The sequence below is a fragment of the Allocatenococcus thiocycli genome (genome assembly GCF_921292965.1).
Taxonomy (GTDB): Bacteria; Pseudomonadota; Gammaproteobacteria; order Enterobacterales; family Vibrionaceae; genus Vibrio; species Vibrio natriegens.
Window position 1 is genome coordinate 1 of record NZ_CAKLCK010000036.1, and the last position, 23566, is coordinate 23566.

21 protein-coding genes are annotated in these 23566 nt (G+C 45.2%); 8 read left to right on the top strand and 13 right to left on the bottom strand.

Features of this window, described 5'->3' with window-relative positions; all coding sequences use genetic code 11:
- The 4 genes from L9Q40_RS14325 to L9Q40_RS14340 all read left to right on the top strand — a co-directional run.
- On the top strand, positions 1 to 261 hold a 261-nt coding region (locus L9Q40_RS14325; protein ID WP_498793682.1), incomplete at its 5' end, for an SDR family NAD(P)-dependent oxidoreductase.
- 130 nt (positions 262 to 391) lie between these two features.
- Entirely contained in the window at positions 392 to 1084 is a 693-nt protein-coding gene (gene imuA / locus L9Q40_RS14330; protein ID WP_498793683.1) for a translesion DNA synthesis-associated protein ImuA, read from the top strand.
- 7 nt (positions 1085 to 1091) lie between these two features.
- On the top strand, positions 1092 to 2495 hold the full coding sequence (locus tag L9Q40_RS14335) for a Y-family DNA polymerase (RefSeq protein ID WP_498793684.1): 1404 nt from the start codon (positions 1092 to 1094) through the stop codon (positions 2493 to 2495).
- Between the two features lie 6 nt (positions 2496 to 2501).
- Complete coding sequence (locus L9Q40_RS14340; protein ID WP_498793685.1) at positions 2502 to 5576, top strand: error-prone DNA polymerase; 3075 nt, start codon at positions 2502 to 2504, stop codon at positions 5574 to 5576.
- Between the two features lie 88 nt (positions 5577 to 5664).
- On the opposite strand, the gene mlc is transcribed toward L9Q40_RS14340, so the two are convergent.
- Complete coding sequence (gene mlc / locus L9Q40_RS14345; protein ID WP_014232474.1) at positions 5665 to 6882, bottom strand: sugar metabolism global transcriptional regulator Mlc; 1218 nt, start codon at positions 6880 to 6882, stop codon at positions 5665 to 5667.
- A gap of 360 nt (positions 6883 to 7242) precedes the next feature.
- On the opposite strand from mlc, the gene pyk reads away from it, so the two are divergent.
- On the top strand, positions 7243 to 8685 hold the full coding sequence (pyk, locus tag L9Q40_RS14350) for a pyruvate kinase (RefSeq protein ID WP_065297075.1): 1443 nt from the start codon (positions 7243 to 7245) through the stop codon (positions 8683 to 8685).
- Positions 8686 to 8754: 69 nt separating this feature from the next.
- Here the strand turns inward: pyk and L9Q40_RS14355 are convergent, their stop codons facing one another.
- Positions 8755 to 9912 carry a patatin-like phospholipase family protein gene (locus L9Q40_RS14355; protein WP_014232476.1) on the bottom strand — a complete coding sequence of 386 codons (1158 nt, stop codon included), beginning with the start codon at positions 9910 to 9912 and terminating at the stop codon, positions 8755 to 8757.
- 33 nt (positions 9913 to 9945) lie between these two features.
- On the bottom strand, positions 9946 to 10038 hold the full coding sequence (cydH, locus tag L9Q40_RS14360; RefSeq protein WP_020335625.1) for a cytochrome bd-I oxidase subunit CydH: 93 nt from the start codon (positions 10036 to 10038) through the stop codon (positions 9946 to 9948).
- 127 nt (positions 10039 to 10165) lie between these two features.
- Between cydH and L9Q40_RS14365 the strand changes: the two genes are divergently transcribed.
- From L9Q40_RS14365 to L9Q40_RS14375, 3 genes are all read left to right on the top strand, one after another.
- Entirely contained in the window at positions 10166 to 10756 is a 591-nt protein-coding gene (locus tag L9Q40_RS14365; protein WP_014232478.1) for an outer membrane beta-barrel protein, read from the top strand.
- 467 nt (positions 10757 to 11223) lie between these two features.
- Positions 11224 to 12690, top strand: a complete 1467-nt coding sequence (locus tag L9Q40_RS14370) for a sodium-dependent transporter (RefSeq protein WP_065302636.1) — start codon at positions 11224 to 11226, stop codon at positions 12688 to 12690.
- Positions 12687 to 12782, top strand: coding sequence for a MetS family NSS transporter small subunit (locus tag L9Q40_RS14375; protein WP_014232480.1), 96 nt, complete (start codon positions 12687 to 12689; stop codon positions 12780 to 12782). Before L9Q40_RS14370 ends, L9Q40_RS14375 begins: the two co-directional genes overlap by 4 nt.
- A 71-nt stretch (positions 12783 to 12853) precedes the next feature.
- On the opposite strand, the gene L9Q40_RS14380 is transcribed toward L9Q40_RS14375, so the two are convergent.
- The 10 genes from L9Q40_RS14380 to fabF all read right to left on the bottom strand — a co-directional run bounded on the left by L9Q40_RS14380 (position 12854) and on the right by fabF (position 23545).
- Positions 12854 to 13264, bottom strand: coding sequence for a hypothetical protein (locus L9Q40_RS14380; protein ID WP_014232481.1), 411 nt, complete (start codon positions 13262 to 13264; stop codon positions 12854 to 12856).
- A gap of 264 nt (positions 13265 to 13528) precedes the next feature.
- Positions 13529 to 14959: a PTS glucose transporter subunit IIBC gene (gene ptsG, locus L9Q40_RS14385; protein ID WP_020335630.1), complete on the bottom strand. Its 1431-nt coding sequence runs from the start codon at positions 14957 to 14959 to the stop codon at positions 13529 to 13531.
- A gap of 485 nt (positions 14960 to 15444) precedes the next feature.
- Complete coding sequence (locus L9Q40_RS14390) at positions 15445 to 15903, bottom strand: hypothetical protein (RefSeq protein WP_498793686.1); 459 nt, start codon at positions 15901 to 15903, stop codon at positions 15445 to 15447.
- Positions 15903 to 17519: a PTS transporter subunit EIIC gene (locus L9Q40_RS14395; RefSeq protein ID WP_020335632.1), complete on the bottom strand. Its 1617-nt coding sequence runs from the start codon at positions 17517 to 17519 to the stop codon at positions 15903 to 15905. The genes L9Q40_RS14390 and L9Q40_RS14395 overlap by 1 nt, the downstream gene beginning before the upstream one ends.
- A gap of 446 nt (positions 17520 to 17965) precedes the next feature.
- Entirely contained in the window at positions 17966 to 18733 is a 768-nt protein-coding gene (locus tag L9Q40_RS14400) for a TatD family hydrolase (protein ID WP_330471077.1), read from the bottom strand.
- Positions 18724 to 19686, bottom strand: a complete 963-nt coding sequence (locus tag L9Q40_RS14405; RefSeq protein WP_498793687.1) for a DNA polymerase III subunit delta' — start codon at positions 19684 to 19686, stop codon at positions 18724 to 18726. The genes L9Q40_RS14400 and L9Q40_RS14405 overlap by 10 nt, the downstream gene beginning before the upstream one ends.
- A 25-nt stretch (positions 19687 to 19711) precedes the next feature.
- Entirely contained in the window at positions 19712 to 20344 is a 633-nt protein-coding gene (tmk, locus tag L9Q40_RS14410; protein ID WP_498793689.1) for a dTMP kinase, read from the bottom strand.
- Positions 20341 to 21357 carry an endolytic transglycosylase MltG gene (mltG, locus tag L9Q40_RS14415; protein ID WP_065297082.1) on the bottom strand — a complete coding sequence of 339 codons (1017 nt, stop codon included), beginning with the start codon at positions 21355 to 21357 and terminating at the stop codon, positions 20341 to 20343. The genes tmk and mltG overlap by 4 nt, the downstream gene beginning before the upstream one ends.
- Positions 21354 to 22169: an aminodeoxychorismate lyase gene (gene pabC, locus L9Q40_RS14420; protein WP_498793691.1), complete on the bottom strand. Its 816-nt coding sequence runs from the start codon at positions 22167 to 22169 to the stop codon at positions 21354 to 21356. The genes mltG and pabC overlap by 4 nt, the downstream gene beginning before the upstream one ends.
- A gap of 125 nt (positions 22170 to 22294) precedes the next feature.
- Positions 22295 to 23545, bottom strand: a complete 1251-nt coding sequence (gene fabF, locus L9Q40_RS14425; protein ID WP_014232490.1) for a beta-ketoacyl-ACP synthase II — start codon at positions 23543 to 23545, stop codon at positions 22295 to 22297.
- Between the last annotated feature and the right edge of the window lie 21 nt (positions 23546 to 23566).

Below are 23566 nucleotides of genomic sequence, written 5' to 3' on the forward strand. Positions count from 1 at the left end.
GGTCCATACGCGATCTCTAAGTTCGCAGTAGAAGGCATGATGCAAACGCTGGCTGATGAGCTAAGTGATACAACAATGCGTGTTAATGCCATCAACCCAGGTGCCACACGTACTCGCATGCGTGAAAAAGCATACCCGGGTGAAGATTCTAACAAACTGAAAACACCACAAGATCTGATGCCACTGTACCTGCATCTGATGGATCCGAGTGTGACTGACGTGAATGGCCAGTGTATCGACGCACAACCAAAGCGTAAGTGATTCCGTTCTCACTCCTTCGCATAACTGATTGAAAAGGCAGCCAACGCTGCCTTTTTTATTTTTCTCGCAACAAAAATCTTGCTACTTTTCACCACAGAAATATACTGTACATATATACAGGTATTTAGTTATGCAAGATATTATTCAGCACTTAAAAAGCCAACACCTTGTTTGGCAGGCAAATTTAACCAAAGCGGACTCACATCAGTTCCTCAACAGCTCTTCTTTTCCTGAGCTGGACGCTCTACTGGGCGGAGGTTTTCCACCTCACGGCGTGATCGAAATGGAGTCTGTGGGCAGTGTCGGTGAATTGCGTTTATTAGCGCCTTATTTGAAATCATCGCTAACTAAAGGCGTTACTGCGTTTATTCAACCGCCAGCGTTAATGAATCCACTCTTTCTGCACAGTATCGGCTTGGATATCAATCAAGTCTGGGTTATTACACCGGAGCATCAGCGTGATGCACTCTGGGCTGCGGAGCAGTGCCTAAAAAGTAGTGTGTGTAGCAATGTATTATTGTGGCAAGACGAGCTTGAAATCCATCAAGTCAAACGTTTACAGGTCGCCAGTGAGCAAGGCTCTTGCCCTCTGTTTATGTTGAAGCCAATCCGAGCGAACCGTCTATCCCTGCCTGTCTCACTCAGCCTCAAAGTACAAGGGAGTGAGCAAGGCGTCAGCGTTGAGGTATTAAAGCGTAAAGGTGGCTGGAGTAAAGGTCAGGTCGAGATTAACTACCAGCATCACTACCCACAACTGGTCATGCCGCTTGAGACTCATACTCCATCGACAGTCGTGAATTTCCCGATGTTAAATCAAGGGTAATAACAACATGTCTTTATGGATCTACTTACACTTCCCTCGTCTGCAATTGGATACACTTTTTAGTGACAACCAAGAACAGCCTGTGGTGATAGTCGAAAGCCAGCGTTGTCGCATCATTCAATACAACGATGTTGCTGAGCAGCAAGGCATCAAGCTAAATATGGGATTGGGCAGCGCTGCGTCTTTATGTCGAGACTTACAAGTCCACCCTCACCATCCCCAAACTGAACTGAAGAAATTGCAGGAGGTTGCCCAGTGGCTATATCTGATCACGTCTGATGTGGTTCTGATGCCAAATCAGGGGCTCCTGCTACGCGCAACACCCATGCTCAGCCTCTATGATGGGTTGCAAAACTACTGGCACAAAGTCTCCGCCCACCTCGCCACACTAAAACTGAGTGTGCAGTTTGGCTGTGGGTTTTCTCCATTATCAGCCAAACTCATGGCACTGTCTGGAAGTAACCAGTTGATTGAAGACAAAGCGTCTATTCAACAATCACTCTCCTCTTTGCCACTCACACTGACAGATTTATCCACTGTGACGGTGGACAAATTGCAGCGTGTTGGCGTAAGTACTTTACAAGACCTGCTTGAGTTACCGCTGCAAGATATCGCTCGCCGTTTTGATATTGATTTAGTGAACTACGTAGGTCGTCTGACTGGCCAATTTAAACACCCTGTCGATTTTTATCATCCAACAGAATCATTCAGGGTGTATTTGGAGTTGCTGTTTGAGCTAGAAAATGTTCAGTGGATTGAGAAGCCCTTGGCCAAACTGCTGAAGCAACTCGAAACCTTTCTAAAATTAAGAGACAAAGTTGCTTTTGAGCTTTGCTTAACGCTCCACCAGCGAGATAAACACACACAGTCGGTGCCGCTTACCTCAGCACAAGGCGACTACTTATGCCACCGCTGGCAGCAACTCGCCAGTTTGAGCCTGGAGTCTCTGGCACTCAATGGACCTGTGATTGGCCTGACTTTGCAGGTCATTCGCCAAGGTGAACCAATCAGCAGCGCTTGCGACCTCTTTGCGGGGCAGAAAAGCCAAATGAATCCGTTAGAGCTGCTCTCTTTGTTGCAAGCAAAAATGGGAAAGCACTCCGTACTCAAGCCTGATATTGCTTACGACCCAAGACCAGAAAAAGCCTGCCAATACCGTTCGGCCGATGAACCCGATGTCGCGCTTTCTTCGATTCCTCAGTTGCTGCGTCCGGCAATGCAATTACCGAGACCAGTGCCGCTCCAAGAACAGGTTTCTCTGGTACACGGGCCAGAACGAATTGTTTCAGGGTGGTGGGATGGCGATGAAATCATGCGTGATTACTACATTGCACACACCAAGCAAGGTCGCTGGTTATGGGTGTTCCGCGATCAATACAAACATTGGTTTCTTCATGGATTTTTTTGTTAAGTCGCTATGAATTACGCAGAGCTGTTTTGTCAGTCCAATTTCTCTTTTCTTACCGGAGCTTCTCATGCAGAAGAGCTGGTTCTGCAAGCCGCTTTTTACCGCTATCAAGCCATTGCGATCACCGATGAATGTTCCGTCGCAGGTGTTGTAAAAGCATATTCCACGATCCAGCAACATAAGCTCGATATCAAACAAATCGTAGGAAGCATGTTTTGGCTCAATGATGAATGCCAAGTGGTCTTATTGTGTCCATGCCGTAAAGCTTATGCAGAATTGTGCCGCATCATCACCAACGCAAGACGGCGCAGTGAAAAAGGCAGCTATCAACTCTCTGAGTGGGATTTGATGTCGATTCGTCACTGTTTTGTTTTATGGCTCCCAACCCACCAAAACAGCGATCATTACTGGGGACGCTGGTTAAACCAACATCATGCAAACCGCTTATGGGTTGCCATCCAACGTCACCTTGGTGGCGATGATTCGGCATATACCAACCATTGTGAAAAGCTCGCCCATGAACTTCAGTTACCTATCACAGCTTGTGGTGGTGTACTCATGCACTCGGTCGAACGCCTGCCATTACAGCACGTACTTACAGCAGTGAAACACGGTTGCAGCGTCGATAAGCTGGGGTTTGAACGACTATCCAACGCAGAACGTGCACTACGCCCACTAAGCAAAATAGCTCGAGTCTACAAACCAAAATGGCTTGCAGAAAGCCAGCACATCGCTAATTTGTGTGAATTTAAGCTGAGTGACCTGAAATACGAATACCCTGCCGAGTTAATCCCCGACGGTTACACACCCGATTCTTACCTACGTATGCTGGTTGAACGCGGAAAGAAAAGACGTTTTCCTGAAGGTGCTCCAGAAACCATCCAGCAAACGATCGAGAATGAGCTCGCATTAATCAAAGAGCTGAAATACCACTATTACTTTTTAACCATTCACGACATTGTGATGTTTGCAAAAAAGCAAGGCATTCTCTATCAGGGACGCGGATCTGCGGCAAACTCTGTCGTGTGCTATTGCCTGGAAATCACCTCCGTGGATCCAAGGCAAATCGCGGTACTATTAGAACGTTTTATCAGCAAAGAACGAGATGAGCCGCCAGATATTGATGTCGACTTTGAGCACGAGCGCCGGGAAGAAGTCATTCAATACATCTATAAGAAATATGGTCGTGAGCGAGCAGCTCTGGCTGCAACCGTGATCAGCTATCGCTTCAAAAGTGCAGTCAGAGAAGTCGGTAAAGCACTGGGGATTGAAGAAACCCAGCTCGACTTTTTCATTAAGAACGTGAATCGCCGCGATCGTAGCCAAGGCTGGCAAGCGCAAATTGTCGAACTCGGATTGCATCCGGAATCACTCAAGGGGCAACAATTTATTCAACTGGTGAACGAGATCATCGGCTTTCCTCGCCACTTGTCTCAACACGTCGGTGGCTTTGTGATTTCTTCCGGACCGTTATACGAGTTAGTTCCGGTGGAAAACGCGGCGATGGAAGATCGTACTATCATACAGTGGGATAAAGATGATTTAGAAAGCTTAAAACTGCTCAAGGTCGATGTGCTCGCATTAGGCATGCTGAATGCGATCAGAAAGTGCTTTCAGCTGGTCGAAAAGCACCACCAGCGATCACTGTCCATTGCTGAGATCACCCGACTTCAGGATGATCCCCATGTGTATCGCATGATCCAGAAAGCAGACACCGTCGGGGTATTTCAGATCGAATCCAGGGCACAAATGAGCATGCTCCCTCGCTTAAAGCCTGCCTGCTATTACGACTTGGTGATTCAAATAGCGATTGTACGTCCAGGGCCTATTCAGGGGGATATGGTTCACCCCTTCCTGAAAAGGCGCAATGGTGAAGAACCCGTCAGCTACCCTTCAGAAGCCGTGAAAAGTGTCTTAGAGCGAACTATGGGTGTTCCGATTTTTCAGGAACAGGTCATCAAGCTCGCAATGGTTGCTGCGGGCTTTAGTGGCGGTGAAGCCGACCAACTACGCAGGGCGATGGCTGCCTGGAAAAAGAATGGCGATCTCGCAAAATTCAGACCTAAGCTTATCGATGGTATGCGTGAGCGAGGCTACGATTTAGCATTCGCGGAACGTATCTTCGAGCAAATTTGTGGTTTTGGCGAATACGGCTTCCCGGAAAGTCATTCCGCTTCATTTGCGGTGCTGGCGTATTGTTCGTCCTGGCTGAAATTCTATTACCCTGCTGAGTTCTATACAGCGCTATTGAACAGTCAACCTATGGGCTTTTACAGCCCTTCTCAATTGGTGCAGGATGCTCGCCGCCATGGCATCGAAGTCTTGCCAGTCTGCGTCAATCTTTCACACTATCAGCACCACCTAATCCAGCGCCCTAACGGTCGGTTGGGCGTGCAGCTTGGCTTTCGCTTAGTCAAAGGGCTCAGTGAAGAGAACGCGAACCAACTCCTTAAGCGCCGCCCTCAAAACGGCTATCGCTCAATTCAGGAGGTAAAGCAGGTGTTGAGAAGTCGCCGTGATATCGAGCTGTTGGCATCCGCGAATGCGTTACAGATATTATCGGGCAATCGCTACAGTGCTCGTTGGGCAGCCATGGACTCCCTATCAGACCTACCTCTGTTTCAGGATGTACAAGAGCCTGTAGCTGGCTATCAAACACAACCTTCTGAGTATGAAAACCTGATTGAAGATTATGCCAGTACCGGGCTTTCTCTCAATCGTCATCCGATTACTTTATTGGATCAAGCAGGTAAGCTGCCTCGCTTTACTCGCATGCAACAGTTAGTCGAGAAAGAACATAAATCACTGGTGACCGTTGTCGGGCTCGTCACCGGACGTCAGTCTCCCGGTACCGCTGCGGGTGTTACCTTTATCACTTTAGAAGACGATACCGGGAATATTAATGTCGTGGTTTGGAGTGCGACGGCCCGAGCCCAAAAGCAAGCTTATCTCACATCCAAAGTGATGATGGTAAAAGGAATTTTAGAGAGAGAGGGAGATGTGACACACGTGATCGCAGGCAAATTGATTGATTGCACTCATCACTTAGCGGCGTTACAAAGCAAATCACGAGACTTTCACTAGTGTTTAGGAAGCGCAGTCAATAACAAAAAGGGATGAGAACCCAAGTCTCATCCCTTTAATAGGTCGGTAATAAAGTCAGTAAAAGAGATTAACCCTCTACCACTTTCATCAACAGTTGTCCGTCATACAACGCTTGTTTTACAAGTGCTGCACCCGGCATTGTCGCTTGTTTGTAGAAACGAGACTCTACCAGTTCCAGATCCTGGTGATAAACCGGCAAACTTTGCTCTTCGATACAACGGCGAATAGCTGGGTAAAGAATGTCTTTCGCTTGGTTGATGACGCCACCAATCAAGATCTTTTCTGGGTTAAACAGGTTAATCACAATCGCAATCGCAGAACCTAGGTAACGGCCTAGTTTTTCAATCACATCCACAGCAAGGGGATCACCATTAGCGGCTGCTTCACAGATGCTCTCGATACTCATCTCTTCTTGCTCAGCAAGGCTGGACGCCTCACCATCAGCAATCCGTCTGACGACTTCTTCACGAATAGCCTGTGAGCTTGCTACCGTTTCCAAACATCCAATATTGCCACAGTGACAGCGTTTACCATTTGGATCGATTTGGATATGACCTAATTCACCGATATTACCGTGACGGCCTAACAACACGCGACCATCGAGAATAATACCGGCACCTAAACCATGGTGAATCGAAATCAGAACTGAGTTTTCATTCTCTTTAGAGTGACCAAACAGTTTCTCCGCTAATGCCCAAGCTCGCGTGTCATTAGCCACAAAGACGGGTAAGCCGGTTGCCTTATATATTTCAGGCCCCAGAGCTAAATTTTCTACGTTGTAATGCGGCATTTGTAACACGATGCCTTGCTCTGAGTTAACGAGGCCAGGCAGCGTAATTGCGATACTGGTAACACGATCTAGCTGATCAGCATAGGTTTGAAAAAACTCATCAATTTCATAAAGCAGGCGCTCAAGCACATCGTCTTGGTCCAGCTCATGAATTTCGATTTTAGTATCAATTAATACATCGCCGCCGAGCTCATGGAGCGCGATTGTTAAATAACCACGGCCTAAACGCATCGACAGGAACTGCCAACCTTCATTATTAACCTGCAAACCGACAGCGGGACGACCACGACTGGTGGCCTCTTGAACGGTTGTTTCATGAATCAAGTGTGCTTCAATTAATTCTCGAGTGATTTTAGTAATACTTGCAGGTGCAAGCTCACTTTGCTTGGACAAATCAATTCGAGATATTGGACCCTTTAAGTCAATTAGTTTGTATACCCGACCAGCATTGATCTGTTTGATATGATCAATATGGCCCGGTTGAGCCATGTACATTGTGCACTCCAAAATTCTATAACACGGCAATTTTTTTACTTTGCGAACTAATTGTGAAGTGAATTAATAGATCCCCGTGACAAGCATCACGCAGAAACCTGTTTGTTTGTGTATTTAGTCAAATAACGGAAAATTTACACCTGTTAAATTGTGTAAAAAATAACTTAATTTTTTGACCAAATTAGTCATCCACTCCACGCGAGTGGCTATCACTAAAAACATCAAGCGAATCTATGCAGTTGGTTTTTTATAAAGATGGAGAACTTTTTGCTCGTGTTCATCTTAACCAAAGCATTCTGTGCATATACTTAAATACAATTCGAGTTACCTTGTCCCACACTAGCATTCTTCGGAGAATCTATGACATCCAAATTGAGAAGAACAAAAATCGTTACCACACTTGGGCCTTCAACTGATAAAGACAATGTACTTGAGGAGATCATCAAAGCTGGCGCTAACGTTGTGCGGCTGAACTTTTCACACGGTAGCAGCGAAGATCATATTCAACGTGCAAACAAAGTCCGTGCAATTGCCGCAAAACTAGGGCGACAGGTTGCTATCTTAGGCGACTTGCAGGGTCCGAAAATCCGCGTATCTACATTCAAAGATGGCAAAGTGATGCTCAAAGTCGGTGACAAATTCACCTTAGATAGCGACTTACCAAAAGGTGAAGGCAACCAAGAAACTGTCGGTTTGGACTACAAAGAATTGCCACAAGACGTAGCACCTAATGATGTTCTGTTACTCGACGATGGCCGCGTTCAGTTACAAGTCACCAGCGTAGAAGGTAATAAAGTACATACTCGCGTCACGGTTGGTGGTGCCCTGTCAAACAACAAAGGCATTAACAAAAAAGGCGGCGGATTATCCGCAGAAGCCTTAACGGAAAAAGATAAGGCAGACATTCTTACTGCCGCAGAAATCAAAGTCGATTATTTAGCGATTTCTTTCCCACGTAATGGTGAAGACATGCACTATGCGCGACGCTTAGCGCGAGATGCAGGCCTGGAAGCAAAATTGGTCGCCAAAGTAGAACGCGCTGAAACGGTAGAGAGTAGTGAGTCAATTGACGATATCATCATGGCCTCTGATGTGGTCATGGTCGCTCGCGGAGACTTAGGGGTAGAGATCGGTGACCCAGAGCTTATTGGTGTTCAGAAGAAGCTCATTCGTCGTGCTCGCAGCCTAAACCGTATCGTCATCACGGCAACCCAGATGATGGAATCGATGATCACAAGCCCAATGCCTACCCGTGCTGAAGTCATGGACGTGGCAAATGCTGTTTTAGATGGTACCGATGCGGTCATGCTGTCAGGAGAAACCGCGGCAGGTGAATACCCCGTGGAAACCGTTAAATCGATGGCTGAAGTCTGTATGGGCGCAGAGAAAATGTCTGAAGCCAGTCTGTCGACCTATCGCCTTGAACGCTCCTTCGAAACCGCAGAAGAAACCATTGCGATGGCAACCATGTATTCTGCCAACCATATGGAAGGTATTAAGGCAATGATCTCCTTAACCGAGTCTGGCAGAACCGCTTTAATGATGTCTCGTCTGAGCTCAGGGTTGCCTATTTTTGCCTTATCAAGAAATGAATCGACACTGAATCGTGCTGCGTTATACCGAGGCGTCACACCAGTCTATTTTAATTCTAAAGGCGATGCAGGATTGCCAACCGCGCAGGATGCGATTAGCTGTTTAAAAGAACAAGGTTTTTTAAACGACGGAGATTTGGTCATCATTACTCAAGGTGACGTAATGGATGTCGTTGGTTCAACCAACTGCATGCGTATTATGCCTGCATAATATATCAGTACAAAAATCTAGGGCTCCAATCGGAGCCCTTTTTACTTTCATCTGAAGCGAATGAAAACACTACGCGCTTTCACGCCCATCTAAGTCGAGATCAATATTCAGTTGGTCATAAAGCTGAACGAAGTTATAGCCAGCCTGCAAACCTAACTGATAGTCATGTTCTAAATCTTCAGGGTCGCTTAACAAAGAAGAGGACCGAAGCACTTCTCTGGGTGCAATCTGTAGAATAAAAGTATCATCTGGTGGCGTAGAGAGAAACGCCTGTGTCAGCTCGAATGTTTGATAATGGATCATCAACATATCAGCCAAACCGGAGTCGAAGTTCTCCCCGATAAGGTGACTCAATCGATACAAGTTATCCGCCCCAAACAGCCATCGCCCGCCATTCAAAAGCATTTCGCCAGCCAGCTTAGATTGATGGGCCGTGTTAATCTTCTGCTGAAAGAAAGATGCCCAGTCTGACTTCCACTGGCTCACTTTCTGTTGCCAAGACTGCTGCACGGAGTTTATCGACTCTCGATACCACTGGACAGACTTATCCCCGACTTCACTTTGTACTCTTGCGTCGATTTCTGAGTAAGGCTCCGTTCGGATAACAATAATATTGCGCGCATTCTGTCTCCACGCTTCCTGCGCAGGGATTGAGGCGGAAACGCCACCATCGACAAACTTACGCCCGCCAACATCGACTGGCCCAAGGTATAATTTGGGAATCGCGCACGTTGCCAACATGGTTTGGAACCAGGAATCGCCCAGCATAGGAAGGTACTGATCGGAAAGCGTCTCTACATCAGTCACGGCAGCAAAAGCCCCTCTAGTGCCCAGTGCTTTGCGCCCCATGTCGAGGTCCAGTTTGTAGGGGAAATCCTGAATTCTTTCCAGCGCCCATTCCAGTCCCAAATATTGCTGCTTACGAATGTAACGAAAAAGGTTAAAAAACTCGGGCGAGGTGGTCAATTCGGTAATAAACGCCTTGCCCATCCCATGCTGACGGCATAAATAAGGGCAAAGGTTTAGAGCACCTGCTGAGGTACCATAGAATTCATCGAAGGGATCAAAGTTGGAAAGTAAAAATGCATCAAGCACTCCAGCGGTAAAAATTCCTCGCTGCCCTCCTCCTTGCGTGACAAGAGCAGTTTTGCCATGTCTGAAATGTTCGTAAACATTGATATCGAGTTCAGTATGGCTATCGGTGATTATACCGCTGTTACGTATCATCGGCTTAAGCCTTCTAATAAAGCTAAACTTAGATTAAGCCGAAGTAATCGCAATAATTCCGTATGACAAAAGAACTGCGAAAACAGCGGCAACGATGATTAGTGCGGATTTAAGATCGTGTTCCATAAACACCTCCTTGAACTGTAACAAATTAATAACACCAGCGTGAAACATGTTCAAGATTTGCTTAATTTGTTCGCACGATTTTGACTAAGCCATCACAATTAGCTTAGGCATAATAAGGAGATAGGGCATGAAGAATAACGTCGGCTATTTGATTGGAACTATTTTGATGAGCGTTGCTTTCAACGTCCAAGCGAATGTAATCGTCACACCATTTATTGGTTATACCGCTGGCGGCAAAGTGGAAGACACGAATGCCAATACCTACGACATTGATGCAGCGACCAGTTACGCGTTGGCAATCGAAACACCTTTTCTTCAGGGGCGAGTCGGTCTTTTTTATTCCTATCAACCAACAGAACTAAAATCACTGTCCAACTCAGCAGACATTCATTACCTGCAGTTTCAAAGTAGCCTCGCCTATCCCATTGCACAGGGTTGGCAGACATACGCCGGCTTGGGGTTAGGCGGCTCTTATACTGATGTGAACTGGGCGGATAAAAAAGTGGGTTTTTCTGCGAGTGCGTTTGCCGGTATTGAATATGAATACTCTCAAGCAATTGCTTTAACGGCACAACTACGTTGGCTAGGTACAGTCGTCGACAATGACACTTCAGGTTCATGCACATTGCCGTCTGATGGTTCCAACTGCATCATCAAGTATGACACCGATTGGATGAACCAATTTCAATCTAATGTCGGAATTAGTTTTCGCTTTTAACTGCAACACAATGACGAAACATCGTCTAGATGGTGTACAAAAGCTAGACGTACACCCTAAATAATCAAAATAGTCCTTATAACCATGCAATCGACCTCATTGCAGTCATTTATTTTGAGATCAAGCTTACACAACTCAAATAAACTCCAGAAAAACGAATATTAACCATATTATAACCAGACAAAATACTATTATTAACATTTAGAATCTGTTGCGCTTGTAATTATTAGAAGTTAGTCTGAATAGCGAAAACAGATAAATATTTCAGTTTTATCAAACACACATCATAAATTTAAGAGTTAAACTCTAAATTCTTTCATGTGAAGCAGAATAAAAAACGGCAAATCAATAACTACTTAGAATTTAGGCCATAAAAACTGATGGATAGCAGTTTCCCTAACTTTTAATAAATTGCCCTGCTTTACAGAAAGAGCTTCATTCCTTAGGGAGTTGTACAGGAGTCAAATATGAAGCGAGAACAATGGGGATCCCGCGCAGGGTTCATCTTAGCAGCAGTAGGTTCAGCGATCGGTCTGGGTAACATTTGGCGTTTCCCATACATGGCCTACGAAAACGGTGGCGGCGCATTTTTTATTCCTTACCTTTTTGCCATGATCACTGCAGGTATTCCATTCATGATCCTAGAGTTCAGTATGGGGCAAAAATACCGTGGCTCAGCACCAAAGACACTAGCAAAGATTCATTCAAAATTTGAGTGGCTTGGTTGGTTTCAGGTGGGTGTCGCAGCAGTTATCGCCGTTTACTATGTAGCCGTGATCGGCTGGTCTATTTCTTACTTTGGTCTGTCGTTCAGCCAAGGTTGGGGAGCAGATACAAACGCGTTTTTCTTCAGTGAATACCTGAAGTTAGGTGATAATTCACCAACGAATCTAGGCAGTATCCAATGGAAGATTGCGTTGTCTATGGTCATTGCTTGGGCCATTACTTATGTTGCGATTGCAAGCGGCGTGAAGTCAGGAATCGAGCGTGCATCTAAAATCATGATGCCAATTCTTTTCTTGATGGTGCTGTTCCTTATCGGGCGCATGGTGTTCTTACCAGGTGCACTGAACGGCGTGAACTACATGTTCGAACCAGACTTCAGCAAAATTTGGGACGTTAAAGTATGGGCAGCCGCTTATGGTCAGATCTTCTTTACCCTAAGTATTGGTTTTGCCATCATGCTGGCCTACTCTAGCTACTTGCCAGAGAAATCAGACATCACAAACAATGCGTTCATGACGGTATTGATTAACTGTGGTTTCTCTATCCTATCCGGCATCATGATTTTCTCGGTATTGGGCTACATGGCTCAGGAGCAAGGTAAACCTTTGACAGAGGTGGTTTCTGCGGGTGTTGGTCTTGCGTTTGTAACGTTACCAGCGGCAATTAACTTATTGCCAGCACCTTACATTCTTGGTCCACTGTTCTTCTTTGCTCTAGTTGTAGCAGGCTTAAGCTCTCATATCTCAATCATGGAAGCAGTAACCTCAGCAATTATCGACAAATTAAACTGGAGTCGTAAGAAAGCCGCAAACGTGGTTATCGGTACTGGTTTCGTTGTATCCATGGCATTCGCAACCAATGGTGGTCTGCTATTGCTCGACCTGGTCGATCATTTTGCAAACAACGTCGGTATCATGGTCGGTGGCTTGGTAGAAATCGTATTGATGGCATGGCTACTAAACCGTGTATCAGAAGTTCGTGGCTACGTTAACGAGCGTTCGGACTTCTCAATCGGCCAATGGTTTGAAATCTGCTTGCGTTTCGTAACACCAATTATGCTAGCTGTAATCTTAGCGACCAAGCTTTATGCTCTATTTACCGACGGCTACGGTGGTTACGATTTGACATTGGGCTGGGCATTGATCGCAGCACTCTTTATCTTCGGGCTATTAATTAACGCAGTAAACCGCAAGGAGAAAACAAAATGACAATCAGTGCAATCATCATGATGGTTCTTGGTTTAGGTATTACTTGGGGTGGTGCCGCCGTTTGTATCAAACGAGCGATGAATAAACAATAACCGTAACGTTAACAATAAAAATGCCGGCTTACTTAGCCGGCATTTTTTATTGGACGTTAATCAAATTGGTATTAGAAGCTGTATTTCACGCCCACTGCACCACCAAGCTGTAAGTCTACACCTTTGTATAGATCAAGCTCCGGATGTAGCTGTGCATACACATCCCAGCCCTGAGATAGGTCCCAATTGACACCTAGTGGTACGCGCACACCAAATTCATCGTCCCACTCGTACCAACCACCAACACCGACATACCAAGTCACTGGCACGTTTTGGTCGAACGTACCACGTTTAGCAATGTAGTCAAAAGCCATGCCGTCGTTACCGATAATCCCACGGTACGTATTATCTATCTCAACAACAACGCTCAATTGCTGATCGACTGCCATACCAACAGCTAAATCAGATGTTCCATTAGCCGCCATTGCAGCGCCAGACGTCAGTCCTGCTGCCAGTATTATTAGTTTCTTCTTCATAACCATTATCAATTCTTAAAAAAACATCGTGCATAATTCAAACACGACTGGATTTTATAATGTCAATGAAGGGTAAGAAGGATGTAGGGATACGCTCAAAAAAGTAAAGATGAGTTTATTGTCACATGAATACAGCAAAGCACTTTAAGGAAGAAGTGTCGATATAGGAAGTTTGTACAACTATGAGGTGATTCACGTATGAGGTTAGAGCACGCAGACATTAAAAAGGAGGCCGAAGCCCCCTTTCACATAAGTAATGGATAACTGAGATTAGCCGTGGTTACGAATCCACTCATCCATTTCTGTTTTTAGATTATCAGACTTAGTACCGAAGATAGCCTGAACACCACCAGCTACAACAACAACACCTGCTGCGCCTAGCTGTTTTAGTTTGTCTTGGTCGACAGCTGCAGTATCAGCTACTGCAACACGCAGACGAGTAATACATGCGTCTAAACCTGTGATGTTCGCTTTGCCGCCGAATGCTGCTACAAGTTCACCGCCCATGTCTGAGCCAGAAGTTGTTGCAGCTGCTTCAGCTTCATCTTCACGGCCCGGTGTTTTTAGGTCAAGAGCAGTGATTACTGCACGGAACACAACGTAGTAGATAACCGCGTAAACCAGACCTACACCAATCATCAGAACCATCTTTTGAGCATTACCAGACAACACTAAGAAGTCGATAAGACCGTGAGAGAAAGAAGTACCGTGAACGAAGCCTAGCGTGTTCGAAACAACGTATGCAGAACCAGCTAGTAGCGCGTGGATTCCGTATAGTAGCGGAGCAACGAATAGGAACGAGAACTCGATTGGCTCAGTAATACCAGTAAGGAATGATGTTAACGCAGCTGACGCCATGATACCCATTACCTTCGCGCGGTTTTCAGGCTTAGCACAATGAGCAATAGCAATAGCTGCCGCTGGTAGACCGAACATTTTGAACATGTAACCACCCGCTAGCTGACCGAAGCCATTACCAGCAGCACGTGATGCTTCATCAGCAACAAGGTAACAAGTTAACACGCCGTTTTGAGCTTGGCCCGCAGCGTTAACACATTTACCTGCTTCGAAGAAGAAAGGTACGTTCCATACATGGTGTAGACCGAATGGAATCAGTGAACGCTCAACAATACCGTAGATACCAAATGCTAGCTGTGGGTTTTGATCCGCCGCCCAGTGAGAGAACGCACTGATACCGCTACCAATTGGTGGCCAGATTACAGAAAGGATAACACCAAGAATGATCGCACCAAAGCCAGTGATGATTGGCACGGCACGTTTACCCGCGAAGAAGCCAAGGTATTCAGGTAACTGAATCTTGAAGAAACGGTTGAATGCCCAAGCAGCCAAACCACCACTTAAGATACCGCCTAGTACACCAGTATCGATTTTTTCAACACCCATGACGCCAGCCATTACACCAAGCGTCGCTGTCATAATACCGTAACCAACGATTGCAGCCAGACCTGCTACACCATCGTTATTTGTGAAGCCTAGAGCAACACCGACAGCAAATAGCAAGGCCATTTGGCCAAATACAGAACCACCAGCTTGTTCCATTAGGTTAGAAACAATCTCTGGAATGAAACTCAGATGGGCAGCACCAACACCCAGAAGAATACCTGCAACCGGCAATACCGATACTGGAAGCATCAGTGATTTACCGACTTTTTGCAGGTTAGCAAAAAGGTTTTTGAACATGTTCAAGCTCCTGATAAGTATATAAGTATTATTTGGGTACTAACGGCCACCCCCCGTAGCCTAAATGTTAGCACCCAATTAAGATGTAACCACAAATTGAGTATATTTTATGGCTCAAAATATATTATTGATAACCCTCAAAGTTCGATGACAATAATCCTTTCAAGATCACGAAAACAACAAATTGATTGGCAAATTACTCTAAAAAATGCGACTCATACCGACCATCAATGCCTTATTAGTAAATATAAATACGGCGAATATCACTAAAAGAATAAAGTAGAAAAAATCGCAGCGTCAATTATGAGTTCAATAAACACCAGATCTATAAATTGACGAAAAAATCTATCAGAAGCATAGGCGATAAATAGCACTTAGGATGCTGAAATCGAGAATAAATTAAAAATGAAGGGATGATGAGTTTAGGGTTTTTAGAATATAAAAAAGCCCGCTGACTTATCGCGGGCTTTTACTAGAAAGAAATGTTACTTCTGAGCTTGCTGGGCGTGGACCTCATGCAAAGGTTCTCTGTCATACATGTAAAACTGTATCGCTGAGTACGCGGCATAAAGCCCTAGCGTTGCAAGAAAATATACAATCTTCTCTCTTTCACGAGATAAATATGATGACAATTCAAGTTGCGCAATCCCGCGACTGTTCTCTACTTGAAGCAGATACTTACCTAGCGACTTGTTTATCATTTTAAAACAAACCGCGCAGTATCCTAGATAGATGCCGATATAGGTCAACAGCATAATCACTACCGTTGCCAATAAAACCGGCAGAGCCATATCATCGTTTAGTGATAAGCCCGTAACCTTATCGCTCCATAAACTAGACACGAGAAGTGCGAGAACAGACAAGACGACCTGAGTAAACATCTTAGCTATCATCAGGTCGACAACGAATGCGCCTGTTCTACGAAATTTGTCACCAATACTCATTATTTACCAAGTAGCGAGTTAATTTGAGCTTTGTAACCAGCAGCTTCAGCACCGTAAATAGCCTGAATACCAGTGTCGCCAACTTTCACTAGACCACGAGCACCAAGCTCTTGAGTCCAGTAATCGTTATCTTTAACTTCAGCACCACTTTTCACAGTGATACGTAGACGAGTGATACAAGCATCAACGTCAACGATGTTCTCAGCACCACCAAGTGCTTCGATCATGTCTTTTGCTTTTTGGTTGTCACCAGCACCGCCTTTCGCTGCGTGGTAGTCTTTCTTAGATACAACCGCTACTGCGCTGCCTTTGCGACCCGGAGTTTTAATGTCGAACTTAACGATAAACCAACGGAAAACAAAGAAGTAAACGAACGCGTATGCGATACCCACTAGAGGAATGTAGTACCAGTGGTTTTCAACACCAGTTACACCAGGAAGGATACCGAATAGTGAGAAGTCAATGAAACCACCACTGAACGTCATACCTACTTTAACATTCAGCATATCCATCAGCATGAACGATACACCAGCCAATGGCACGTGGATCGCGTAGTAAAGCGCTGGAGATAGGAATAGGAATGTAAATTCGATTGGCTCTGTGATACCCGTTAGGAATGCAGTTAGCGCAACAGAGAACAGTAGACCACCTGCTGCTTTCTTGTTTTCGTCATCCGCTAGTGTGTACATCGCGTATGCCGCAGCTGGCAAACCAAACATCATGAACGGGAACTTACCAGTCATGAAGTTAGTAGAAGTAAACTGAGAGAAATCGCCAGACGCTAGAGATGCGAAGAAGACGTTTTGTGTACCTTTGATCACTTCACCAGCAACTTCTGCTGTCGCGCCGATTTCTGTCTGCCAAAGTGGCAAGTAGAATACGTGGTGCAGACCTACAGGAATTAGAGAACGCTCGATAACACCGAAGATGAAAGAAGCAATGTAGCCGTGGCCAGATGCTGTCATCTCACCTAGTGCCGCACCGATAGCGCCGAACGCAGCACCAAAGAATGGCCAGATGAAAGTCAGAACGATCCCGTAGAACAGCGCTGCGAAAGCACTGATAATAGGAACAAAGCGAGCACCGCCGAAGAAACCTAGGTAATCAGGCAGTTTTGCATCGTGGTATTTGTTATGAAGAACGACAGTGATTGCACCAGCGATCAAACCACCAAACACACCCATACTTAGCGTATTAGCAATACCTAGCGTATCAGCCAAGACACCCGCGTATTCACTACCCATAAGGATAACAGTGTTTGCGTCAGCGTTGATCATGTTTGCAACGACTAGCGTTTTAGCGATAGCAACGTTCATAACCAAGTAAGAGATAAGAGCCGCTAGTGCTGCAGCACCTTTTTCTGCACGAGCGAAGCCAACAGCAATCGCTAGAGCAAACATTACTGGAAGGTTTGCAAATACAATACCGCCAGCAGCAGTCATAACTTGTAGGAAGCTGTTTAACAGACTTCCGTCTTGAAGCACATCGATGTTGTATGCTTCGATCATTGTTGGGTTAGTAAAACTACCCCCGATACCCAACATGATACCCGCAGCTGGTAGCAAAGCGATGGGCAGCATAATGGATTGCGAAAGTTTACTAAAGAAACCTTTCATTAGTTTTGCTCCTGATAGAATTTTTAGAATAGTTAGAGGGCTAGCGGCACACCCCCGCAGCCTGAATGCTAGCCTCTATGGAATATATAACCGCGGACGCGATATATTTTCCGGCTCTAAATATATCTCGTAACTGGTACCGGTTTCTAGCGGATGCTTGAGATTAGTTTCAAAGTAATATGCAGATCACAGTCCAAAAGCCACTAAGCAATGCATTACATCGTAAATAAGATACTGATTTGTATAAATTTTTTAATTAACAACATTAATTTTAAAGAGTAAATAAAATAGCCATCATTGTTACTTTTTATCACAAAATAAAGCCAGATTAATTTGACACCACAAAACCAACAAAATCAGTTAACTCATCGGGTTTATATATATAAGACGGTAATTTGATATAAAAAAAAGGGGCAATGGCCCCTTTTTTATCAAAATCTTTATATCTATCGTAAAAAAAGATTTCTGAAGTTTTCGGTAGTTTTTTGTGCAACCTCTGAAAGAGAAGCCCCTTTAAGCTGCGCGATGTAAGCTGCCACCTCGACAACATAGGCTGGCTGATTCTCTTTTCCTCGATGAGGAACGGGCGCTAAATAAGGTGAGTCAGTTTCAATAAGTAGCTTGTCCAAAGGAAGTGTCTTCACCACTTCTTTGAGTTCCGTTGCTTGACGGAAAGTGACGATCCCTGAAATAGAGATGTAAAAGCCTAAATCTAACGCGGCTTCAGCAAAAGCGAGATCTTCCGTAAAGCAGTGAATCACTCCACCACACTTCTCTGCTCCACCGTTGCGCAGAATATCTAATGTATCTGCACGAGCGTTTCTCGTGTGGATAATCAGAGGCTTATTAAGTTCAACCGCAAGTTCAACATGCTGCTCAAAACGTTCTTTTTGTAACGCCGCCGTTTCTGGCTTGTAATGATAGTCCAAACCCGTTTCACCAATCGCCACCACCTTATTGTGTGAAGCGTGCTGGTGAAGTGTATCCAGAGAAAATGCACTTTCTACATCCAGAGGGTGAACGCCGCAAGAAGCGTAAACATTCTCGTGTGGCGTAATCATTTCCAACATGTTAGGAAACGAGTCAAGAGTCACCCCTACAGAGAGTAACTCTGTCACATTAGCCTGTTTGGCCTTGTTAATAACGTCTTCCACGCTAGTGTGGAGATCGTCGTAATTCAATTTGTCTAAATGACAATGCGAATCTACGAACATAATGCCTCTCGTGATTCAATTAACCAATTCATAGATAATAGCTCAACGTTTAAGCCCGGAAATGCTTGCAGTTGAGCCTTGAGTTCCATCAGCTTGTTCGCTGATGAATATAAACCGTTGTAGTTTGTTTGCTGAAGCTGGTGAGCTCCCGGTAAAAGATCGCTTTCGGAAACACCAAATTGAAGCTTTTGAGCATCTGTGAGCAAATACCAGGCCCAGTTTATGGCGTTGTCAGGATTCTTCGCCATGTAAGACGCGCATCTTGATAAGTCTGCAACAACAGATGTCATCGCTTCGATGAAGTCGTGTTCGAATGTCAAATACTCATCCAATTCACCACTACTTTTTGCCGCTAGCATTTTTATTGGTGACCCCATATTAAGCTTCAACGCATAAGCAGGAAAATCGGATGCTCCGTTTTTTCTTAGCCACTGCATGGCTTGCTCAGTCGACGGGGGGGTAACGACCCAATGCTGACAGCGGCTACGTATCGTCGGAAGTAAGCGCTCTTGATTATGCGTGACAAGCAAGAACAAGCACTTCTCTCCTGGCTCTTCAAGCGTCTTTAACAACGCATTAGACGCCGACTCATTCATCATGTCCGCAGGTTCAATAACAAATAAACGATAGCCGTTGAGTTGTGATGACTCATGCGCAAGACGATTACAAGCACGGATCTGATCAACCGTTATTGCTTTACCCTCTTTCTCTGGTTTAACCCAGTGCAAGTCTGGATGACTTTGCGATTGAACAAGCTGACAGCTATGGCAAAAGCCACAAGCTTCGCTACTGTAGTTCTGACACAGAAGCGCGTGACTAAAACGCTCAACGAGTTGTTCAACGGCCAAACCACGCTCACTTTGTATCAACAAAGCGCCGGGAATTCGGTCTGAGTCTAAACCCGCTTTTAGATTATCCCAAATAGGGTTGAGCCATGGAAAATCATTAAACATGAGTCATTTAAATCCTCGTTCGCGCTTATTGACGCGATAACCACTCATTCAACGCCTCTTGAATATCATGAGACACTTTCTCAATCGACTGCTCAGCATTGATCACAACCACCGATGGATCACTATTGGCAATATCCAAGTAACGTTCACGTGTGCGCTCAAAGAAGCTGATGTCCATCTTCTCAATACGGTCAAGCTCACCGCGACCACGAGCACGTTCCAGACCAACTCGAGGGTCGATATCCATATAAAGCGTCAGAGCCGGTTTAAAATCACCAAGAGTCGTGTCACGAAGGTTTTTCATAAGTGATGCATCGATCTGACGACCCCCACCCTGATACGCCTGAGAAGACATATCATGACGGTCACCCACGACCCACTGCCCGTTAGCTAGAGCTGGCTTGATGACGTTCTCTACAAGCTGAACACGTGCTGCGTAAAGCAGCAGCAATTCCGTCATATCCTGAAGCTCTTCACCCTCGTGTTCTTCTTTGACTAGCGCACGCATCTTCTCTGCGAGCTGTGTGCCACCGGGTTCACGAGTATTGACAATATTTTCGATACCTGCAGTTTTAAGAGTATCTAACACAGTTTGAATCGCAGTACTTTTACCCGCGCCTTCCAGGCCCTCTATGACAATAAAATTCGCTTTCATCATTTATTCTTTCTTAGTTCTCTTAAATAGGCTCTTACGGCACGATTATGCTCAGCAAGGGATTTGCTGAACACATGTCCGCCCTTTCCGCTTGCGACAAAGTATAAGTAGGCGCTCTCTTCAGGGTTCAACGCCGCAACAATTGACGCTTCTCCTGCCATGGCAATTGGCGTTGGCGGCAACCCACTAATGACATACGTATTGTATGGAGTTGGCGTGCGCAGATCTTTTTTACGAATATTGCCGTCATACTCATCGCCCATTCCGTAAATCACTGTCGGATCCGTTTGCAAACGCATACGCTTGTTCAAACGGTTAACAAACACCGATGCAACACGCTCACGCTCTGAATCAATCGCGGTCTCTTTTTCGATAATTGAAGCCAAAATCAAAGCTTGGTATTTATCTTCAAGAGGCAGTTTTTCCTGACGTGACGCCCATTGAGCATCAAGTATGCTATTTAATTTCTGATGCGCACGCTTTAGTAGCTGGCTTTCTGTGGTACCAGCAGTGTAATGGTATGTTTCTGCTAGGAAGAGCCCTTCTAGCTTCTCACGTTCTATACCCAGCTTAGCCGCCATCTCCTTTTCAGAGAGTGCCGTCAAATCATGCTCTACGTAAGGCGCTTCTTTTAGCAAGGCCAACCATTCAGAAAAGCGGCTGCCTTCTACAAAAGTAATCGCGAACTGATATTCTTTGCCTGTGTTGAGGTGCTCTAACGCTTGATAAAGCGACATGTTAGGCTCGAGTTGATACGTCCCTGCCCTAACTTGTAACAGTTCCGGATAAAGACGCGGAATAAAACGAGTATATTCAGAAGACTCGATAACTTCTGCTTTCACCAAGTTACGTATTATTTGGTTAAAGCTTGTACCATTTTCTACCGTAAATAGCTGTGGTTGCTCAAGTAGAATTGGCTTATTTACGTATTGCTTCGCCTGTGAAACAACGTAAAAAACACCTGCTGCACCAATCAAAGCAATCAGTACAACAACAGCCAATAGTTTTTTAATCACGTAGTTAACTTCCCTTGCAGTCGTTGAGTCAGTTTTCCAATCGGAAATACGTTTTTCTTATTTTGTGTTGTAATGCTCGTTACAGGAGCCACACCTAATAATGAGTTACACATCCAGACTTCGTCGGCATTGAGCACATCAGAAAGACAGAAGGCGCCTACCTTCACATTGATGCTATTCGCCGAGCAAAATTCAAGCACCTTACGACGCATGACACCGGCAACACCAGACAAAGTTAAATCAGGCGTATAAACATTATTATCTTTAACCCAAAAAAGGTTGGCCATTGTAGTTTCAATGACATGATTTTGCACATTTAACGTTACTGCATCGGCAAACTCGGTCCCGTCAATTTCAGATTTCGCGAGCACCTGTTCTAAGCGGTTATTGTGCTTGTGACCAGCAAGTAGCGGCTGAATACCTAAGCGAGTTTCACACACGCCAAGGCTTACACCATTTGATTGCCAGGCAGCGTAATGACCAGGGAAAGGAAAATTAGAAATGGTCACGGTTGGCCCTTCAATGCCATACGGGCTGTATCCGCGTCCACCCATACCACGACTGATATGAATTTTCACGCCTGCATAATCATCTGACAAAGCCGCATTAGTGGCCCATTCAAAAACGACTTGCCAATCGGGGAAAGGAATGTGTAACGCTTTGAGACAGGCTTCCATCCTCGCAACATGCTCAGGCCAATATACCAACTGTCCCTTCTTAGTCAGGATTGTCGAGAAGCACCCATCACCATATTGAAAGGAACGATCGCTTAATGAGACATGTGTTTGTGGAATTCCATTTACCCAAAACATTCGGCTACCTTAAAATTTGTGGCTATCAAATAAAACAAAACGGCTCAATGCTAAGCATCGAGCCGTTAGAATACAAGTTCCACTTATCTAAATTGAGTTAGACAGTGTTACTCTGAAAACAAATGTTACTCAGCGAACTTTTTGAATACCAAAGAACCGTTTGTACCGCCGAAGCCAAACGAGTTACAAATTGCGTATTCCATACCTTCAACTTTGCGCGCTGTGTGCGGAACAAGGTCGATATCCAGGCCTTCTTCAGGGTCATCCAGGTTAATGGTTGGAGGAACAATTTGATCAACCAAAGACATAACCGTGATGATTGCTTCTACAGAGCCAGCAGCACCCAGTAGGTGACCTGTCATAGACTTCGTCGAAGAGACTAGAACTTGCTTAGCGCCTTCTTCACCAAGAGCGCGTTTCACACCCTTGATTTCAGCCACATCACCAGCAGGAGTCGAAGTACCATGTGCGTTTACGTAACCCACCTGTGTACCTTCGATTTTAGCATCGCGCATTGCAGCTTCCATCGCCAATGCACCACCTGAACCATCTTCACTTGGAGAGGTCATGTGGTAAGCATCGCCCGACATACCAAAGCCAACTAGCTCTGCGTAGATCTTAGCACCACGAGCCTTAGCATGTTCGTACTCTTCAAGTACCATAATGCCAGCGCCGTCACCAAGTACGAAACCATCACGGCCTTTGTCCCATGGACGAGAAGCTTTTTGAGGTTCGTCGTTACGAGTAGATAGCGCTTTAGCAGCACCAAAGCCTGCCATACCTAACGGAGTTGACGCTTTTTCAGAACCACCAGCAACCATAGCATCAGCATCGCCATAAGCGATCATGCGAGCAGCATGGCCGATGTTATGCAGACCAGTAGTACATGCAGTAGAAATCGCGATGTTTGGACCACGAAGACCACGCATGATAGATAGGTTACCTGCAACCATGTTTACGATGGTCGAAGGAACAAAAAATGGGCTAACTTTGCGAGGGCCTTTGTCTACTAACGCAGTGTGACCTGATTCAATCAGTTCCAGACCACCAATACCTGAGCCGATGGCAACACCAACTCGAGCCGCGTTTTCTTCGGTAATTTGTAAGCCAGAGTCATCAATTGCTTGCATACCTGCTGCGACGCCGTACTGGATAAACAAATCCATTTTACGAGCATCTTTCTTAGACATGTACTCTGTGCAATCGAAATCTTTCACAAGACCTGCAAAACGAGTTGAGAAGTTCGTAGCATCAAAGTGCTCGATATTCACAATACCACTTTGACCTTCTAGCAGGGCTTTCCAAGATGATTCTACTGTGTTGCCTACCGGTGACAACATACCCATGCCAGTGACAACTACACGACGCTTGGACACGATATAATTCTCCGGGAATTG

Bases quoted from the DNA above. Each gene is read 5' to 3' on its own strand.
- L9Q40_RS14375 (WP_014232480.1), top strand. From the start codon at position 12,687: ATGACAATCAGTGCAATCATCATGATGGTTCTTGGTTTAGGTATTACT.
- pyk (WP_065297075.1), top strand. From the start codon at position 7,243: ATGACATCCAAATTGAGAAGAACAAAAATCGTTACCACACTTGGGCCT.
- L9Q40_RS14335 (WP_498793684.1), top strand. From the start codon at position 1,092: ATGTCTTTATGGATCTACTTACACTTCCCTCGTCTGCAATTGGATACA.
- pabC (WP_498793691.1), bottom strand. From the start codon at position 22,169: ATGTTTTGGGTAAATGGAATTCCACAAACACATGTCTCATTAAGCGAT.
- L9Q40_RS14405 (WP_498793687.1), bottom strand. From the start codon at position 19,686: ATGTTTAATGATTTTCCATGGCTCAACCCTATTTGGGATAATCTAAAA.
- L9Q40_RS14370 (WP_065302636.1), top strand. From the start codon at position 11,224: ATGAAGCGAGAACAATGGGGATCCCGCGCAGGGTTCATCTTAGCAGCA.
- L9Q40_RS14365 (WP_014232478.1), top strand. From the start codon at position 10,166: ATGAAGAATAACGTCGGCTATTTGATTGGAACTATTTTGATGAGCGTT.
- mlc (WP_014232474.1), bottom strand. From the start codon at position 6,882: ATGTACATGGCTCAACCGGGCCATATTGATCATATCAAACAGATCAAT.
- L9Q40_RS14395 (WP_020335632.1), bottom strand. From the start codon at position 17,519: ATGAAAGGTTTCTTTAGTAAACTTTCGCAATCCATTATGCTGCCCATC.
- imuA (WP_498793683.1), top strand. From the start codon at position 392: ATGCAAGATATTATTCAGCACTTAAAAAGCCAACACCTTGTTTGGCAG.
- ptsG (WP_020335630.1), bottom strand. From the start codon at position 14,959: ATGTTCAAAAACCTTTTTGCTAACCTGCAAAAAGTCGGTAAATCACTG.
- L9Q40_RS14355 (WP_014232476.1), bottom strand. From the start codon at position 9,912: ATGATACGTAACAGCGGTATAATCACCGATAGCCATACTGAACTCGAT.
- L9Q40_RS14400 (WP_330471077.1), bottom strand. From the start codon at position 18,733: ATGTTCGTAGATTCGCATTGTCATTTAGACAAATTGAATTACGACGAT.
- L9Q40_RS14380 (WP_014232481.1), bottom strand. From the start codon at position 13,264: ATGGTTATGAAGAAGAAACTAATAATACTGGCAGCAGGACTGACGTCT.
- cydH (WP_020335625.1), bottom strand. From the start codon at position 10,038: ATGGAACACGATCTTAAATCCGCACTAATCATCGTTGCCGCTGTTTTC.
- L9Q40_RS14340 (WP_498793685.1), top strand. From the start codon at position 2,502: ATGAATTACGCAGAGCTGTTTTGTCAGTCCAATTTCTCTTTTCTTACC.
- tmk (WP_498793689.1), bottom strand. From the start codon at position 20,344: ATGATGAAAGCGAATTTTATTGTCATAGAGGGCCTGGAAGGCGCGGGT.
- L9Q40_RS14390 (WP_498793686.1), bottom strand. From the start codon at position 15,903: ATGAGTATTGGTGACAAATTTCGTAGAACAGGCGCATTCGTTGTCGAC.